Below are 17844 nucleotides of genomic sequence, written 5' to 3'. Positions count from 1 at the left end.
AAGCATGCGCCGTACAGCAAAACCTAACTCTCTTATGTTAATGGGCAACACTAAAAGCTTGGCGGATAGTAAAAAGACAGCGGAAAGAATTTAAAAATGTACACACATAAAGAAAATTACGACGTTATAGTAGTAGGCGGCGGGCACGCGGGCTGTGAGGCCGCGTTAGCTTCGGCGCGGCTTGGCGCACGCACTTTATTAATCACGCAAAATTTAGATACTATAGCGCAAATGTCGTGCAACCCGTCCATAGGCGGCCTTGCCAAAGGGCAAATTGTGCGTGAGATTGACGCGCTTGGCGGCGCTATGGGCCGCGTGGCCGATATCAGCGCATTGCATTACCATATGCTTAACACGGGTAAAGGCCCGGCGGTGCACTCCCCGCGCGTACAGTGTGACAAAAAAATCTACCAGTTTACCTACAAAGAACTTTTAGAATCACAGGATAATTTAGAACTAATGCAAGACGAAGTAAAAGAACTTTTAATTGATGGCGCAGTGCTTAAAGGCGTAAGCACGGTGCGCGGTACGGCCTATAACGGCAAAGCTGTTGTGCTTACAACAGGCACATTTTTAGGCGGGGTTATACATATAGGCGGCACCACCATGCAGGGCGGCAGATACGGCGACGCGCCCAGTAATTACCTTACCGCCAGCCTTAACAGCCTTGGCCTAAACGTATTACGTTTTAAGACGGGCACGCCAATGCGTATTAACGCTAAAAATGTAGATTTTACGCCGTTTAGAGAGCAGCCGTCCGATAACCCGTTTGAGTCTATGTCAGTTTTTACAGTTCCGTTCACACGTCATTTTATGTCATGTTATATTACCAGGACAACGGCGGCCACGCATAAAATTTTAGAAGAAAATATGTCCCGCTCCGCCTTGTACTCTGGCCAAATTAAGGCGCTGGGGCCCCGCTATTGCCCGTCTGTGGAAGACAAAATTGTTAAGTTTAACACGGCCGAGTCTCACCCCATTTTCCTAGAGCCTGAGGGCTTTAATACAAAAGAATATTACATACAAGGCCTGTCTACCAGTATGCCTGAGGATGTTCAGCGTGAATTGCTGTTGTCTATACCCGGCCTGGAACGCGCTTCTCTCACCCGACCGGGGTACGCCATAGAATATGATTTTGTTGACCCTATGGAACTTTACCCCACTATGGAAGTTAAAAAACTGCCGGGCCTTTACCACGCAGGCCAAATTAACGGCACAACAGGTTATGAAGAAGCCGGCGCGCAAGGTTTAGTGGCCGGCGTAAACGCCGTGCTTAAAATACGCGGGGCGGAGCCTTTTATACTCAGGCGCGACCAGGCCTATATAGGCGTAATGATTGACGACCTTGTTAACAAAGGCGTTAACGAGCCATACCGCATGTTTACCAGCCGCGCAGAATACCGCATAATGCTGCGTACAGACAATGCCGACCTTAGGCTTACGGATATTGGGCTGGAAGTGGGTAGCGTGCCGGCGCATTATAAAACCGCTTTTGAAAACTACAAAAGCATGGTGGCGGTTTTCCAGAAAGATATTAACGCCGCTACGCCTGATTTAGATATTGCCCCGTGGCGCGCGGCAAGCGCGCGCAGAACCGCGGAAGTTGACAAAATGTACAGCGGCTATTATGACCGCTTTAAGAAAGACGCCGAAAAGCTGGCGCAGGCAGACAACATTGTTATACCTGACGGCTTCGACCCGTCCGCAGTAAAAGGCATTTTAATAGAATCCAGCCAAAAGCTTAAAAAAGTTATGCCAAAAACGCTTGGCCAGGCCGCCAGAATACCGGGCATTACGCCGGCCGATGTACAGCTTTTAGCCGTGCATATAGAAAGATACAGGACAGAAAACAGTGCAAAAAATAAATGATTTTATAAACTTCCTTAACCTGAACTTAACCACAGAGCAAATGACCACTCTTGAGGGCTATGTAGACGCCGTCTGGCAAAAAAAAGACGACATGAACCTGACCAGCGTGGATAGCAAAACCGAGCTTTGGGGCCGTCATATTGCCGACGGCTTGCAGGCCGCCGCCCTTATAAAATCTATGGGCGGGGAAGCCAAAACCATAGCGGACCTTGGCAGCGGTGCGGGCTTTATAGGTATAAGCGTTGCCGTGGCTTTACCAAACGCGCAAGTTACGCTTGTGGAAAGCCTGGAAAAGCGTTGCAAATTTATGCAGTGGGTTGTATTAAAACTTGGCATTAAAAATGTTACTATTTTAAATATACGCGCTGGACAAGGCGAACATGAAAAGTATGACTTTGTGCTTGAGCGCGCTATGGGCAAGTTGGAAGATATTTTAGACATTTGCCTGGGTTATGTTAAGGAAGACGGCTATTTTATACCCTTTCAGTCTGACGCTGAAGCGGGCGAGGGTTACGGCGGCAAAGCTGTAAAATATACATTGCCGGCGGACCAAAGAGAAAGAAGTTTAATTGTGATACATGGACATCGTTAAAAAACTGCAAATAATCTTTTGGTTTTTAGCGGCACTGCTTATAGTGCCGCCGGTGCTGCATTATTTTGATATACCTTTAAACGTAGCCGTAAGGCGCGTGCTCATGCTGCCGCCGGAGCCCGAGAAAGAACCCGAGGTCATTGACCATGACACCGTACACCAGGTTTTTGGCATAGCCAAGAGCGCGGCCGAAGAATCTATACAAGAAGCGCTGCCGCATACTAAAATAAGCCTTACGCCTGAAGAGTACACAGCCCAAACTACTGATATTAAAGACCGTATAACGGGGCTGGAAAAGTACGCCTCGCTGGCTAAAAACCCTGAGTTTAGCACTAGCGGTGTGCCGCCTGTGTTTGAGCAGAAAAAGTTTACCAATAAAATTAAGTGGATAGGCCCGCCATCGGGCTTTACCACTAAAGAAACGTACAATTTTATGGTGTACCGTGAGAAGAAAGAACTGTCACCCAAAATGGCCGCGCTGTTAAATAAAATACATGGCAATCTTATGCTGGACCTTTTGCCTTTTACCATGGTGGTAAAACCCAGCAAAATACTTTTAATGATGTTTAGTAACCAGGAAAGTTACAGCAGTTTTACGCAGCGCCCGCCATGGTCCGGCGCGGCGGCTGATATTGAGCGCGACACTCTTTATGTAGTTGAAAACGACGGCTTTTACCCGCTTTCAGTGCACGAGCTTACGCATTTATATTTTGACGGGTTTTTCTTGCCGGGCCAGGCGCCGCTGTGGCTGTCTGAGGGCATGGCCGTTTATATGCAGTCGCACACCGCGCACGGGGAACCTGAGTGGGTTAAAAGGTCTGTGGCTAAATTTAAAAAGGGCCAGTACATGGCGTTTGAGGATTTTGTAAAAATTACCTCACTTGAGAATTTTACAAGCGAGCAGGCTGAAATGTGGTACTCGCAATCCTACAGTATTGTTAAATACATGATGAATATGAGAACACGTGACGACTTTTATAAATTTTGCGTTAATATTAAAAGTGATATGCCAGAATATCAGGCTTTATACCGCGCTTACGGGCTGCCGTTTACCAGGTTCTCGGTATTAGAAAACGTGTGGCTGCATGATTTGCAAAAAACAGAACAAACGGCTGATTTTGGCGTGCCGCCACAAACACGCGGCGCCCCCGCAAGACCGCAAAGGGGTATAAATGGCTGATAATTGGACACATATCCCCGTAATGGCGGCTGAAATAGTCGAGCATCTGCTTACCAAACCTGACGGTGTTTACGTGGACGGTACGCTGGGCCTTGGCGGGCACGCAAAATATTTTTTACAGCGTCTTGGCCCCGGCGCTAAAATTTTAGGTTTTGATAAAGACGCCGCGGCCATAAAAATGGCTACGGAGCGTGTAGCGGACGGCAGGCTGCAAGCTTTTAATAAAAGTTATGAGGACATGCGTGAAGTAATGAACAGTCTTGGCATATCCGGCGCTGACGGCATACTTTTAGATTTAGGGTTAAGTTCATATCAATTGGACGACGGCGGGCGCGGGTTCAGCTTTATGGCTGACGGCCCGCTTGATATGCGTTTTAATCCGCTGGCACAGTTAACCGCTAAAGAAGTGGTTAATACGTACCCGGTAGAAGAGTTAGAAAAAATATTTGCGGGTTACGGCGAGGAACCGCTGGCCGCCAGAATAGCGGTGGAAATTTTTAGAGCCAGAAGAAACGGCGAAATCGCCACAACCGCCCAGCTGGCAAAGGTGGTAGAGTCTGTGTCGCCAAGGCGCGGCAAAACGCACCCGGCCACAAAAATATTTCAAGCCTTAAGAATAGAAGTAAATGACGAGCTGGGCACAGTGGAGCGCGGGGCCAAAATGCTGCCTGGCTGCCTTGTAAATGGCGGTAGAGCGGCGGTGATAACATTTCATTCTTTAGAAGACAGAATAGTAAAAAATATTTTTAAATCTTTGGCGGCTGAGGGCAGCATAAAACTGGTTAATAAAAAAGTAATAGAGCCCACCTGGGACGAGATAAAAAACAACCCCAGAAGCAGAAGCGCCAAACTGCGTATAGTAGAGAAACTTTAATGAAAACATTTTTTTGGCTTTTTGTAACGGCGGTGTTTTGCCTGATACTGGCGTTCCAGCGTGTTGAGGAGCGCAGGATAGGCATAGAAGTAGCCAAAATAGAAAGTGCGGTTTCTTTAAAAGAATCACGCAACCAGTATTTGCGCTTTCAAATAAATGCGCTTAACTCGCCCGCCATTATTAATAAAAACGCCGAGGAAAAGCTGGACATGCGCCTTACCCCTTTAAAAAACGTTGTGGTGGTTAAATAGTGGACAATTTTAATTACAATACTAAAACCAGGTTAAAAATATGCGGGCTGTTATGTTTGCTGCCCGTGGTGTTTATTTCTGTCAGGCTGGTTTATTTGCAGACATTTAAGCATGAGGAATTTAGCGCGCGCACAGAACGTTCTATTTACGCTTACCTGGCGGAAGACCGCATAAGAGGCAACATCTTAGACGTAAACGGCAGTATTATGGCGGAAAGCTTGCGTACACACTCCTGCGCCGTGCTTAAAAAATATGTTAACGATAAAGACAAAGCCGTGGCCGTACTATCGGCAACGCTCGGCATTCCCAAGGCGGAAATATTAAATAAGTGGAAAACAAAAGACAACTTTTTCTACGTACAAAAAAAGATTAAGCCTGAAGTATACTCCAAACTTTTAGAAGAAATTAAAAAACATAAACTGGCGGGGATTGAGTTAAGCCCCGAGTACGAACGCATACACCCCTATGACCAAATGGCTATAGACCTTATAGGCGCGGCCAATTCAAAAAACTTAGGCCTTTCCGGCATAGAGCAGTTGTTTAATAAAGAGCTTAGCCAAGATATAGGCAGTAAGCGCGCTATGCGCGCGCGCAGAGGGCAGATTATCTACGAACGCGCCATGAAGGAAGAAGAAAAAATTTCTGACGTATACTTAACCATAGACAGCCTGGCGCAGTATTATGTGGAAGATATTTTAAAAAAATACGTAATAGCAAACGACGCCCAGCGCGGCATGGCCATAGTGCAGGACCCTAACACAGGCAATATTATAGCCGCCGCCTCTTACCCGGTTAAAGACGGGCAGTCAATGCCCTTTCAGTTTACGTACGAGCCAGGCTCCACCTTTAAAGCCGTTACTGCGGCCGCCGCGTTAGATTCCGGCATAGCTAATATAAAAGATAAATATAATTTTGAGGAAGACGCCAGATGGATGGTTACCCCCGGTTTTTACGTGCGCGACGCCAGAGTAGCGCAGGGCAAGCAGCTGGGGCTTAGTGAAATTATGGAAGTATCTTCTAACAGAGGCACTGCCAGGCTGGCTGTTGATTTGGGCGCGAAAGACTTTTTCTATTACATAAAGTCATTTGGCTTTGGCACTAAGACAGATATCGGCTTTCAGGGCGAGGCCAGGGGTAATGTGCGCCCGTTTAATAAATGGACTAAAGTTGACACCGCCAGCGCGGGTTACGGGTATGGCGTTTCACTTACCGGCATACAGCTGATTTCCGCCTACAGCGCTATTGCCAACGGCGGGCACCTTATGCAGCCGCATATTATCAGCCGCATTACGGCGCAAAACGGTAAAGTTGTTTATAAAGCTAAACCTAATAAAATAAGAAAAGTTTTAAAGCCCGAGACAACTAAAGACATGAACATGGTTTTAAGAAACGTAGTTACCAAAGGCACCGCTAAAAGGGCGCAGATAGATGGCTTTAGCGTGGCGGGCAAGACAGGCACGGCCGAGAAGTTAGACGAGCACGGCGGTTACGCCAAGGGCAGCCATATAGTGTCTTTCTGCGGTTTTGTACCGGCAAGCAGGCCTGTGTTTACAATACTTTTTGTGCTGGACCAGCCGGCTAAGCCGATATTCGGCGGACAAAGCGCGGCGCCGGCGTTTGCGGAAATAGCGTCAAAACTGCTTTCCATATACGCGGTAGAGCCAGATGATGTACACAAGATTTAAGGAGTTTATTTTATGCATCTTAATTTGACATTAGAAAAATTTAGCAAAATTACTCAGGGCATTATAGTGCAGGGCGACCCGGCGCTTAAATTTGACAGCTTTGTTACTGATACCCGCGTGCTTAAAAAAGGCGACATTTTCTGGGCGCTTAAAGGCGTAAGTTTTGACGGGCACGATTTTATACAAAACGCTATTGATAAAGGCATAACTTTAGTAGTGGCCCGCCACGGCGCAAGCAAGGGCCTTAAACTTAAAAAAGCGGCTTTTATTGAAGTGGAAGACACTTTGCTTGCCTTACAAACGCTTGCGGGGTATCATAGAAAGCAGTTTGATTTACGTTTGGCCGCCATAACAGGTTCCAACGGTAAAAGCACCACTAAACAAATGTTGCTTTCCATATGTAAAACAGCTGGCGTCACACGTGCCAATATGGGCAACCTTAACAACCAATTTGGTTTGCCATTTTCACTTTTAGAAATTGACGCTAAAGATAAATACGGCGTGTTTGAGCTGGGCGCGTCTAAAAAGGGCGACATACTTGAGATTGTAACACCCGCTATGCCTGACGTGGGTATTATCACAAATATCGCCGCCGCCCACCTGGAATTTTTTAAAGATATAAACACGGTTTACGAAACTAAGACGGAAATTATACAAGGCCTGAACCACGGCGGTATTTTGGTGTATAACTCTGACGATCTTATGCTCAGGAAGCTAAAAACAGACTACAAAGGCAAAACGATAACATTCGGTTTTAAAAGCGGCGCGGATATTTTGATAAAAAATAAAAAGAATTTTGAATTTACCTACAAAGGTGAAACATTTTCATTCGATTTAAATTTAGAAAAACACAATAAACTTAACGCCGCCGCCGCCGCTGCCGGGGCCATTGCACTGGGGCTGTACAAAGACAATATAGAGCGCGGTCTTATGAATTACGAGCCTATGCCCATGCGTATGCAGCATGTGGAAAAGAACGGCGTCAACTTTATTTTAGACTGTTACAACGCCAACCCCGCTTCCATGAAAAACGCCATAACATTGTTGGGCAAAGAACACAAAGGCCCCAAAATTGCCGTGCTGGGTGATATGAAAGAACTTGGCAAAGCGTCCAAGCGTTACCACGGCCAGCTGGCCAAGGCGCTTACGGGCAGCCATATTGACTATGCTTTCCTTTCCGGCCCGGAAATGGAGGCCGCCAGTAAAGCTTTACAAGCAAAAAACGCTAATATAAAGGTAAAATATTCTTTAGAATATAAAGGCTGGATTAAAGACCTTAAAAAACTGTTGAAAACTGTTAAAGGCACTTGCCTTATAAAAGCGTCCCGCTCAATGAATTACGAAAATATTTTTAATGAAATTGTTAAATAACCCTAAGGAGCCTTAAATGCTTTACTATTTGTCTTTTTTAAAACACGATATAAGCTTTTTTAACGTATTTAGTTACATCACTTTTAGGGCGGGCGGCGCTATTATTACCGCGCTGCTTATAATATTGGTAATAGGCCCAGCCGTTATACGCAAACTTTCAAGTTATAAAATACAGCAGTTGCAGCGTGACTGTGGCCCGGCGTCGCACCTTAGCAAGCACGGTACGCCGACTATGGGCGGCATACTTATAATAATAGCGTTAATTGTAAGCGTACTTTTATGGGCCCGTCTGGACAGCGCTTATACATGGATACTTTTATTTACATCAGTTATGCTTAGCGCGGCGGGCATTTTAGACGACTATACCAAGCTTGTTAAAAAGAACCCCGAGGGCATGCCGTCTTGGGTTAAGTTCAGCATACAGATTTTAACGTCTTTTGTGGTGGTGTTTTACCTTACTATGTACCCGCCCTCGGCGCAGCACGCCTTTGAAATCAGCGTGCCGTTTTTTAACAAACTTTTTATTAACTTAGGCGCGTTTTATTTGATATTTGCGATGTTGTTAATTGTAGGGTCCTCCAACGCCACAAACCTTACTGACGGTCTGGACGGGTTGGCTGCCGGCTCAATGGTGTTGTGCGCGGGTACTTACGCAATATTTGCGTACCTGGCCGGTAATATAAACTTTGCCGATTACCTTAAAATTATTTACGTGCCGGGCGCGGGGGAAATAACAGTATTTTTATGCGCTATTGTGGGGGCATGTTTGGGATTTTTGTGGTTTAACACGTACCCCGCGCAGGTTTTTATGGGGGATACAAGCTCACTATTTTTAGGCGGTGTTTTAGGCGTAAGCGCGCTTTGCGTAAAGCAGGAACTGCTGCTGCCTATAGCCGGCGGTATATTTGTGATGGAGACGCTGTCTGTTATGCTGCAAATGGGATACTTCCGCGCGACAAAGGGCAAACGCCTTTTTAAAATGGCGCCGCTGCACCATCACTTTGAATTAAAAGGCTGGCCGGAACCTAAAGTAACTGTACGTTTTTGGATAATAGGAATAGTGCTTACACTTTTGGCCTTAGCTTCACTTAAAATAAGATAATGAGAAATAATAATTTGTACCTAAAAAAACCTGTAATAGCCAAAAAGCGCGTGGAACCTAAGCGGGCGCAGTCGCCCTTTCTCATGCCTGACAAAAAGCTTTTGTTTATCATGCTTGCGCTAATGTTGTTTGGTCTTATTTTTACATATTCTTCCAGCGCGTTTGAGTCAGGGTCTCTTTTTAAACGCCAGGTAATTTTTGATACTATGGGCCTTATAGGCGCGCTTATACTCAGCCAGTTCTACACCAAAATCCAACAAAAAATCAGCCCTATGTACGTGCTTTACGGCGCGTGGATATTGCTTGTCATAGTGTTGTTTACCCCAAAAGTAGCTAACGTACACAGGTGGATAAACCTTGGTTTTTTTAATTTGCAGCCCTCGGAACTGGCAAAGCCCGCGCTTATAATTTATATGGCGTATTACTTTGACAATATTTCCGTAAGTATCAGTAAATCTTTCGCCGTTATAGTACCGCCGCTGGTTATAACGGGTATTACGCTGTTTCTTATGATGTTGGCGCCGGAGCTGGGTACGCCTGTGCTGTTATTTTCCGTAGTGTTTTTAATGCTGTTTGTGGCGGGGGCCAAAATAAAACATTTACTTTTGGTTTTGGCGGCCGCTATACCGGTGGTTTTATACCAATTGGTGTTTTATTCCTACAGGTTAAAAAGAGTTTTTTCTTTTTTATCGCCTGAGGCCACGGCCGACTCTACCGGGTACCAGTTGTACCAGTCATTTTTGGCTATAGGTTCGGGTGGATGGTTTGGTAAAGGGTTAGGAAATTCTGAACTGAAACTGCAGTATTTACCGGCGGCGCATACAGATTTTATTTTCGCTATTATCGCGGAAGAAGTGGGGCTTATTGGCGTACTTATAATAATAGCCATGTTTACCTGGCTGCTTGTGTGCGGCATTAAAATAGCCCTAAATTGTAAGAGAACGTTTAACACTATGCTTGTGCTGGGGTTAACGCTTACAATAGTATTACAGGCGTTCTTTAATATGGGCGTGGCCACAGGGCTGCTGCCTACTAAAGGGCTGCCGCTGCCGTTCTTTTCGTACGGCGGGTCATCTGTGCTGGTAACGCTGGCTATGATGGGGATAATACTAAACGTAGCGGCTGTAGAGAGCGAAAACCGCTAAAATATTTATATAATGAAAGTCTAGACTACTAAGAGGTTTTGTAATGAAAAGATTTATAATAGCGTCAGGCGGAACAGGCGGGCATTTTTACCCGGGGTTCTCACTTGGCAAAGAGCTTATTAAAAGAGGGCACGAGGTTTTATTCATAGTAAGAAAAGAAGACTCTGCCATAAAAACACTTGAGAAAAACGGACTCAAGTATAAAGAAATTAATTTTACGGGTTTACCCAGGTCAATTAACCCGCTGCGCTTTATAGCGTTTGGTTTTAAATTTGTAGTCGCGTTCGCGCAGACACGTCGTATTATGGTTAACTTTAAACCCGATGTATGTGTAGGTATGGGCGGGTATATATCGTTCCCGTTAATAGTGTGGGCGCGCGTAAAAGGCATAAAGAGCGCGGTGCATGACTCTAATACCAAAATAGGTTTGGCCAATAAAATATCGGCAAAATTTACAAACCTCTTCCTATTAGGTTTACCAACATCAGACGACATTAAAAATACCAAACTTGTAGGCACGCCTATAAGGGAGGAATTTGGCCTGCCTTTTAACAGAGAAGAAACTTTACGCTCACGCGGCCTTAACCCTGCTTTGGCCACAATACTTGTGTTTGGCGGATCGCAGGGCAGCAAACAGTTAAATATTGCCATAAGCAAAGCGGCTAAAAAAATTGTTAAGAAAAACGATACCGTACAGTTTGTGCATATAAGCGGCGACAAAGGTTATGAACGCTTAAAGCAGGAGTACCGCGGCGTGCGTAATATACGTTTGTTCGCCTATTGCCATGATATATACTTTCTTATGCGCGCGGCGGATTTTGTGGTATGCCGCAGCGGCGCCAGCACGATAGCGGAGCTTTACGCCACACGCAAACCCGCTGTATTAGTGCCTTTCCCGTACGCGGCGGGCAACCACCAGTATTACAACGGGCTGCTTCTTAAAAAAGCCGGGTGTGCCGAGATGTTTGTGGAAAACGAAAACCTTTCCGCCCAGCTTTATGAGTATATAGCCGGCGTAGCCAAAAATAAAAATATTTTAGAATTTATGGAACGCGGCTATGAAATGCTGGAACTGCCGAACCCGCTAAAATCAGCGCAGATTATAGCCGACACCGTAGAAAATTTATAAAAATAAAACCCCCGACTAGTCGGGGTTTTTGCAAGACAGCATTCGCTTAGCGAATGAAATAATTTTAAATAAAATATTAAAGATATTTTATTTAAACAACATGTTTTTTAGGTCTTCCTTAAGCCTGGCTTTTTCCTGTTTTATATAAGCTTCTTTATAAACGTCAAAGTCTCTGATGTGGCGGTCTACAATATCAGTGCTGATTATTTTAAACTCAGAAGAGGTTACCCTGCCGTCTATACTCCATCTCTTAGATAGCACACCGGCCACTTGGCCTATTTTTATATATTCATCCCATGTGCCCAGGCAGTCGTCTGTATAACTCATAATACCGTCGCTGAAGTAATCAAGCGTTTTGTTTGATTCGGTATTAAACTGGCTAAGGTCCACGCCTTCGCTTTGAAGCGCTTTTAGAATAACGCTGTTAATTTTATAATTTTTTCTGGCGGTAACCAGCCTGTAGGTTTTATTTTCAGATGTGCTTGGCCTGAGTATGTACATATGGGCGGAGGTGCCGTCTGTCACTAAACTTCTGATTGTTTCTTGTTTCAGCACAGGTATGCCGTTTTTATAGTATGTTTGATGAGGGCAGAAGCTTTTAAAAAAATGGTCTCTGCCAAAATATTTTTTATCAAACTTGTCTATATAGGCCAGTATGCCGTCCACTTCATCACAGCTCATGTGGCGCATGTATTGCATAAGTCCTGTGCCCGGCGTGACGGAGGCGTGCATAAGGTCTGTTTTAATCGGTTGGCCGTAGTACATAAGTTTGTCTTCTTTAATCAACGCTGAGTTTATTTCTTTTATGCTGATATCGGTATACTGGTCAGCCAAAGTAAAGGCGTGGCCAAGTTCGTGCGCTAAGACTGTAAACGCTGTAAGCGTTTCTCTAAAACCGGTAGCCTGCCATAAAGCGTTTTGCTCACGTGCTGTATATTTTGCGCCTGCCGCCGCTTTTCTGAAAATAGCGGATACCTCTTTAACGTTCTCTTTTTCTTCCGCGGTTAAATCAGAAAAATAAGGCTCCATAATATTGGCGTGCGCACGCGTCATGGTGATAATAGGGTTATGTTCGGCCGTAAAAGAACCGTACACATCCTCCATACCTTCAGGCGCAAAAGAGTCTGATATTATAAAACTTATATCAGCCTCTGCCGTGTTGTGCTTGTAATCAGGAAATAATCTTACAAACTCCGGATAAGCCTGCATATTGCAGGAACGCAAACGTTCAAGTTTAAAAGATTTTTCTAAGGTCTTTAAGGCGTGGTCAAACTCTTTCTCACGCCCGGCGGTTTTAACGCGTAACGCTATACCGTAAGTCCATTCTCTTATAGCGGCGCGTATTTGAACGTTAAGTTGGTCTTCGGTAATAAACTCAGCGGGGCCCTCTGGCAACGCTATACAATATGTAATAGTGTTTGCCCCTCTGAGTATCTTTTCAAGCAGAAACTTTTTGGGTCCCCTTTGCTCAATATCATCTAAATGAGCGTAAGGCGACGCAAGCAGTAACCCCGTCTGCGAAAAAAGTACAACTATTATTAATACTATTTTTTTCACAACTACCCCTTTTTATAAAAAAAGCCTAAATAGAATTTCTTTAGTTGTCTATTTAGGCATGTCTTGCTTTATATAATATAACTATTTTCAATTATTATTTCAAGGGCCAAAAGACCTAATTTTGGATATAGGTCTAAATTCCCTTACATCCAAACACAAGCTGTAAATTAAGGGCGTTTAAATTTTCGCCGCGCATGACGTGTATTCTTTTAATTGGCGCGCTGCCTTTCCACGGCCAAAAACTTATGCCGCGCCTTGTCCCGTAGTCCATTATATAACCGGCCTTAAGTACCAGTGAGCGTACGCGTTTATCTGCGGAGCCAAATGGGTAACAAAAACTTAAACATGGTTTGCCAAGGCGCTCTTCTATTAATTTTTTGCTTTCAGTAAGTTCGTATAAAACTTCCGCGTCGCTAAGTGAGCGCAGCCTAAGGTGGTTCATGCCGTGCGAGGCAAAGCTTACCAGACCAGACGCCGCCATTTCCGCCGCCTGTTCCCAGGTAAGCATACTATCTTTAATGCCTATTTGGGCGGTGTTTAAAAAAATATTTGCCTTAATATTTAGTTTTTTTAGTACCGGGTAAGCGTGTGTGTAGTTGTCTTGCCAGCCGTCGTCAAAGGTTATTAAAATTGATTTTTTTGGCAAGGCTGTTTTATTTATAAAAGCGTGCTCTGCGGTCTCAAAAGATATTGGGGTGTAACCTTTGCTCAAAATATATTTAAGCTGCGTCTCAAAAAAATTTTCATCTATAAAAAAAGGTTCTTCCTGTGTGATTGTAACGGGGCCAAAGTGGTGGTACATAAGGCATGTCAGTTTTGGCGCGGTAAGGTACCAAAGCGTAAAAATAAAGACTGCCGCGCAGGCCAGCATAAGCGTAATTAAAATAAAAAACAAAATTACGCTATTTGCCATTTTTTCTTATTTCCCAAAGTTTTACATATTTTACAAACGGGTATAAAGAGGAAAAGAACGCCCACAAAAAACCTTGAAAGCCGTCTAATATCCCCAGCCTGATTATGTATATTTTAAAGAAATCAAAAGGCGGGCGCAGTATTTGTATGGGGTTAAATTTTTTGCCCTGGTCATATTTTGTTTGAGCGCCAAGTGAGGTGTATTTATTAAATTTATCAAAATATTGGTAAATGCTTGTATAGGGCGTATGGTCTATAACATTTTTTAATTTACCGGTTTTGCCGTCGGCAGTCAGTACTTCATGCACTTTGCCGCCCTCATAACGCGCGTTTGCGCTGCGGCGCACCAGGCGCAGTTTATAGTTGCCTTTAAGGCCGCTGTGGTTCATTTTCCTGCCAAGGAAAATATTTTTAGAAGGTAAAAGAAAACCGTTGCAGTCAGTGTCTTTAACCGTTTCTAAAATCTCTTTTTTAAGTTCTTCTGAAAGTTTTTCATCAGCGTCTAGGTTAAGCACCCAGTCTTTTGTGGCCTGGGCAAGGGCGAAGCCTTTTTGCAGGGTAAAAGAGTCAAACACACGGGTAAAAACTTTAGCGCCAAGGCTCTCGGCTATTTTAACGGTATTATCTGTGGATTGGCCGTCCACAAGAATAACCTCGTCCGCCACGCCCTCTACGCTTTTTAGGCAGGCGGCGATATTATGTTCTTCATTTTTGGTAATTATTATAAGTGAAATTGACATAATTTATTATACATTTATTTCTATAGCTATAGGACAATGGTCTGACCCTTGCACGTCTGACATTATGTAAGACTTTTTAACTTTATTTTTGGATAGGGTATCTATCATAAAATAGTCTATACGCCAGCCTACGTTGCGCTCACGCGCTTTAGTTTTGTAATCCCACCAGGTGTAGTGTCCGCCGTCAGTGGTAAACATACGGAAGGTATCTGTCAGTCCGCCGTCAAAAAATTTATCCAGCCACGCGCGTTCTTTTGGTAAAAAGCCTGTGTTCCCCTCGTTTTCTTTTGGGCGGGCAAGGTCAATTTCTTGGTGGGCGGTATTAACGTCGCCGCAGACAACAACGGTTTTTTTCTTCATTAGTTTTTGGGTAAGCTTTAAAAAAGCGTCGTAAAAGCGCAGTTTATAGTCTATTCTGTGTTCACCTTGGCCGCCGTTGGGGTAGTAGATGTTTATAAAATAATATGAATCAAATTCAAGTACAAGAGTGCGGCCCTCACCGTCTAGGGCTGGGTCTCCTATAGACTCACTCACGCTAAGCGCGGGACTTTTGGAATAGACGGCTACGCCGCTGTAGCCCTTTTTTTCAGCTGTGCTGAAATAGGCATGATAGCCGGCTGGGGACTGTAAGGTTTGGGGCAACTGGTCCGGGGAGGCCTTGGTCTCCTGCAATGCCAAAATATCAGGCGATTCTTTGCTAAACCACTCCTCAAACCCTTTTTTGGCCACGGCGCGCAGGCCGTTAACGTTCCAGGATATAAATTTTTTTGTCATAGCTCCCCCTTTGGTACTTACAACCAATCTTTAATAATGCTAAAATTAATTATAGAAAATTTAACGGAGTACTTTATGATTAAAAAAGGCAAATGTTTATTTACGTCAGAGTCAGTTGGTGAGGGTCACCCCGATAAGATGTGCGACGCTATTTCAGACGCTATACTTGACGCTATTTTAGCCAAAGATAAAAACGCGCGCGTAGCGTGCGAGACTTATGTTACCCGCGGTCTGGTAGTGGTAGGGGGGGAAATAACCACCAACACCTGGGTAGATACAGACGCTATAGCCAGAGAAGAAATTAAAACAATAGGCTATATAGACGCCAAATACGGCTTTAACCACGAGACATGCGCTATTTTAAATGTTATAGGCAAGCAGTCGCCTGACATCAGCCAAGGTGTTGACCACGGCGGCGCGGGTGACCAGGGGCTTATGGTTGGTTACGCGGTAAATGAAACTAAAGAGCTTATGCCCATAACCTTAGTGCTTTCCAATAAAATTGTTAAAGCGCTGGCCGTTGCCAGGCGCGGCGGCAAGCTGCCCTTTATAGGGCCGGACTGTAAAAGCCAGATTACCTTTGAATATGTTGACGGCAAACCTGTAAGGATTGACACGGTTGTAGTTTCCACCCAGCACACGGTTGACGTGCTGGATAAAACAGGCAAACACATGACCGAAGCCGCCAAAAAGAAAATTATTGATGTTGTAGTTATGCCAATAATAAAAAAATGGGCTGATAAAAACACCAAGATTTATATTAACCCGACAGGTAAGTTTGTAATAGGCGGCCCGCAGTCAGATACAGGCATGACCGGGCGCAAAATTATTGTAGACACCTACGGCGGCCGCTGCCCGCACGGCGGGGGGGCGTTCTCCGGCAAAGACCCAACCAAGGTTGACCGCAGCGCGGCTTATATGGCCCGTTATATAGCCAAAAATATTGTTGCCGCCGGGCTGGCGCATGAGTGCACCGTGCAAGTGGCCTACGCCATAGGCAGGGCAGAGCCTGTGGGCTTTTATGTGGACACGCATGAAACAGGCAAAATTGACGAGGGCAGGCTTACGGCTATAGCTAAAAAAGTTTTTCCGCTTACGCCTAAAGGCATTATAGAGCACTTTAAACTCAGGCGTCCCATTTATAAAGCGACCGCCGCTTACGGCCACTTTGGCAGAGAGCAGTTTCCGTGGGAAAAAACGGATAAAGCCGCCGCCTTAAAGAAGGCCGCGGGAATTTAAAATAGAAAACAAAAGCCCCGCTCATTTTTTTGAGCGGGGCTTTTGTTTGTTTAAATTTAAAACTATTTGGTTGCTAACTTAACCTGGTCTCTATATTTAGCCACTACTGTTTTTAATTTTGTGTAATAGTCTTCTTTAGAAATAGGGGTTTTGTTATTGGCCATGTTGGTAAGTTCCGTGTTCATATTGTTAAATACGGAGGTAAGCCTGTCATAGTTGCTGCCGCCTTTCTCGTAGATTAAGGTGTCTAAAAGGTCTTTATTGCTGGCTTTATAAAAAGAAGCTACTTCCGCCGTGGTCATGGTGCCAACGGCATTTTTGCTGAGCATTTTAATATTTTGATTCCCCGCGCATGCCGCAAGTAAAATTGTTGTTAAAGCTAAGGCTATTGTCTTTTTCATATACTCTCCTAATTATAGTTTTTCAAAATCTTATTTATTTTATCGGTATATTTTACAGTTACTTTATCCGCTTTTTTTACAAAATCTTCTTCCCCGGCGGTGTTGTGCATAAGCACCAATAGTTCTTGTTCCATATTGGTAAGCTCTACTTCGCACGCGGTTGCGGCTTGCGCGCCGTATCTGTTTTTAATACTGTTTATAAGCTTTTTGTTATTGTTATTAATAACTGCGAGCTTTTGCATTCTTTTATTTATGTCTTTACTTTTTAATAAAGTTACACCAGGTTGGTTAGCGTTATGCTTTACCTGGGCCGTGGGCACGCTCATCCCCTGCTGCAACATTGCTTGCTGTACCTGCGGGTTTTGCGTAAGCAAATAAAGCTGCACAACATCCACCCCGCACCCGCTAAGCGTAAGCGCGGTAAGCATAGTTAACATAATATAAAAATGCTTTTTCATATATTTATTATATTAAAATTATACAACATTTGATAACCGTCATCTAAATAGATAAAAATAAGAAAATTACCACTTGAATTATAGTTATAAATAACTATAATATATTTTAGCTATATTAATGGGCGGTAAAAATATTGGAAAAAGAATTTTACCAAATGGATTTTGTAGACGAATCCTGCGCGGGTGAAGACGGCGGCATACTCATACTGTGGTGCCGTTTTATGGGGCGGCTGACGCCGCTTTCGGTTAAATGCTGCGTAAATATAAAAGATGAAATACGCCTTTATAACGAAGCGCAGCCTATGCGCCAGAGCGCCAATAACAAAATAATATTTTCTTGTATAAAAACAGCGGTTTCACGGCAAGATAAAGAGGTTTTTTTGAAGGCTATTCACCGCCATTTGCATTATAATATTACGCGTTACGAGGCTTTGTACCACAAAATTTCAACCAGCCCTTCAGTGGGTCTTAAAGGGTAAACAACCCCGCCTTTGGGCGGGGCTTTTTGTATGATAATTCCTTATTCCACGGCACGCCAGGTTTCCATTTTTGGCGGATTTTAAAT

At 44.2% G+C, this 17844-nt stretch carries 18 protein-coding genes; 12 read left to right on the top strand and 6 right to left on the bottom strand.

Annotated features, from left to right (window positions below; translation table 11 throughout):
* Window positions 1–96 precede the first annotated feature (96 nt).
* The 10 genes from mnmG to AAIR98_RS08835 are packed head-to-tail and all read left to right on the top strand — an operon-like array spanning window position 97 to window position 11198.
* Complete coding sequence (gene mnmG / locus AAIR98_RS08880) at window positions 97–1869, top strand: tRNA uridine-5-carboxymethylaminomethyl(34) synthesis enzyme MnmG (RefSeq protein ID WP_423971838.1); 1773 nt, start codon at window positions 97–99, stop codon at window positions 1867–1869.
* Complete coding sequence (gene rsmG, locus AAIR98_RS08875) at window positions 1853–2461, top strand: 16S rRNA (guanine(527)-N(7))-methyltransferase RsmG (protein WP_423971837.1); 609 nt, start codon at window positions 1853–1855, stop codon at window positions 2459–2461. Before mnmG ends, rsmG begins: the two co-directional genes overlap by 17 nt.
* Window positions 2448–3641 carry a peptidase MA family metallohydrolase gene (locus AAIR98_RS08870; protein ID WP_423971836.1) on the top strand — a complete coding sequence of 398 codons (1194 nt, stop codon included), beginning with the start codon at window positions 2448–2450 and terminating at the stop codon, window positions 3639–3641. Before rsmG ends, AAIR98_RS08870 begins: the two co-directional genes overlap by 14 nt.
* Entirely contained in the window at window positions 3634–4515 is an 882-nt protein-coding gene (rsmH, locus tag AAIR98_RS08865; RefSeq protein ID WP_423971835.1) for a 16S rRNA (cytosine(1402)-N(4))-methyltransferase RsmH, read from the top strand. The genes AAIR98_RS08870 and rsmH overlap by 8 nt, the downstream gene beginning before the upstream one ends.
* Complete coding sequence (locus AAIR98_RS08860; RefSeq protein WP_423971834.1) at window positions 4515–4766, top strand: FtsB/FtsL family cell division protein; 252 nt, start codon at window positions 4515–4517, stop codon at window positions 4764–4766. The genes rsmH and AAIR98_RS08860 overlap by 1 nt, the downstream gene beginning before the upstream one ends.
* A complete protein-coding gene (locus AAIR98_RS08855; RefSeq protein WP_423971833.1) occupies window positions 4766–6451 on the top strand; it encodes a peptidoglycan D,D-transpeptidase FtsI family protein in 1686 nt (561 codons plus the stop codon). Before AAIR98_RS08860 ends, AAIR98_RS08855 begins: the two co-directional genes overlap by 1 nt.
* Window positions 6452–6463: 12 nt before the next feature.
* Window positions 6464–7822, top strand: a complete 1359-nt coding sequence (locus AAIR98_RS08850; RefSeq protein ID WP_423971832.1) for a UDP-N-acetylmuramoyl-tripeptide--D-alanyl-D-alanine ligase — start codon at window positions 6464–6466, stop codon at window positions 7820–7822.
* A gap of 16 nt (window positions 7823–7838) precedes the next feature.
* Window positions 7839–8924, top strand: a complete 1086-nt coding sequence (gene mraY, locus AAIR98_RS08845) for a phospho-N-acetylmuramoyl-pentapeptide-transferase (RefSeq protein WP_423971831.1) — start codon at window positions 7839–7841, stop codon at window positions 8922–8924.
* The gene (gene ftsW, locus AAIR98_RS08840) at window positions 8924–10069 is read left to right on the top strand and encodes a putative lipid II flippase FtsW (protein WP_423971830.1); all 1146 of its coding nucleotides are present in this window, start codon (window positions 8924–8926) and stop codon (window positions 10067–10069) included. The genes mraY and ftsW overlap by 1 nt, the downstream gene beginning before the upstream one ends.
* Window positions 10070–10112: 43 nt before the next feature.
* Complete coding sequence (locus tag AAIR98_RS08835) at window positions 10113–11198, top strand: UDP-N-acetylglucosamine--N-acetylmuramyl-(pentapeptide) pyrophosphoryl-undecaprenol N-acetylglucosamine transferase (protein ID WP_423971829.1); 1086 nt, start codon at window positions 10113–10115, stop codon at window positions 11196–11198.
* A gap of 87 nt (window positions 11199–11285) precedes the next feature.
* Here AAIR98_RS08835 and AAIR98_RS08830 read toward each other — a convergent pair whose 3' ends face one another.
* The 4 genes from AAIR98_RS08830 to AAIR98_RS08815 form a co-directional block, all read right to left on the bottom strand.
* Entirely contained in the window at window positions 11286–12755 is a 1470-nt protein-coding gene (locus tag AAIR98_RS08830; RefSeq protein ID WP_423971828.1) for a hypothetical protein, read from the bottom strand.
* 133 nt (window positions 12756–12888) lie between these two features.
* Complete coding sequence (locus AAIR98_RS08825) at window positions 12889–13668, bottom strand: polysaccharide deacetylase family protein (RefSeq protein ID WP_423971827.1); 780 nt, start codon at window positions 13666–13668, stop codon at window positions 12889–12891.
* Complete coding sequence (locus AAIR98_RS08820; protein ID WP_423971826.1) at window positions 13658–14407, bottom strand: glycosyltransferase family 2 protein; 750 nt, start codon at window positions 14405–14407, stop codon at window positions 13658–13660. The genes AAIR98_RS08825 and AAIR98_RS08820 overlap by 11 nt, the downstream gene beginning before the upstream one ends.
* Before the next feature lie 6 nt (window positions 14408–14413).
* Complete coding sequence (locus AAIR98_RS08815; RefSeq protein WP_423971825.1) at window positions 14414–15181, bottom strand: exodeoxyribonuclease III; 768 nt, start codon at window positions 15179–15181, stop codon at window positions 14414–14416.
* Window positions 15182–15256: 75 nt separating this feature from the next.
* Between AAIR98_RS08815 and metK the strand changes: the two genes are divergently transcribed.
* Window positions 15257–16420 (top strand): methionine adenosyltransferase, encoded by a 1164-nt coding sequence (metK, locus tag AAIR98_RS08810; protein ID WP_423971824.1) that lies wholly within the window; start codon window positions 15257–15259, stop codon window positions 16418–16420.
* Between the two features lie 62 nt (window positions 16421–16482).
* Here the strand turns inward: metK and AAIR98_RS08805 are convergent, their stop codons facing one another.
* Window positions 16483–16821, bottom strand: a complete 339-nt coding sequence (locus tag AAIR98_RS08805) for a hypothetical protein (RefSeq protein ID WP_423971823.1) — start codon at window positions 16819–16821, stop codon at window positions 16483–16485.
* Between the two features lie 8 nt (window positions 16822–16829).
* The gene (locus tag AAIR98_RS08800) at window positions 16830–17279 is read right to left on the bottom strand and encodes a hypothetical protein (RefSeq protein WP_423971822.1); all 450 of its coding nucleotides are present in this window, start codon (window positions 17277–17279) and stop codon (window positions 16830–16832) included.
* Between the two features lie 134 nt (window positions 17280–17413).
* On the opposite strand from AAIR98_RS08800, the gene AAIR98_RS08795 reads away from it, so the two are divergent.
* Window positions 17414–17758 carry a hypothetical protein gene (locus tag AAIR98_RS08795; RefSeq protein WP_423971821.1) on the top strand — a complete coding sequence of 115 codons (345 nt, stop codon included), beginning with the start codon at window positions 17414–17416 and terminating at the stop codon, window positions 17756–17758.
* Window positions 17759–17844: the final 86 nt, after the last annotated feature.

The sequence above is a fragment of the Elusimicrobium simillimum genome, from assembly GCF_049639735.1.
GTDB lineage: Bacteria > Elusimicrobiota > Elusimicrobia > Elusimicrobiales > Elusimicrobiaceae > Elusimicrobium > Elusimicrobium simillimum.
This window is presented reverse-complemented; position numbering and strand designations above follow the sequence as displayed.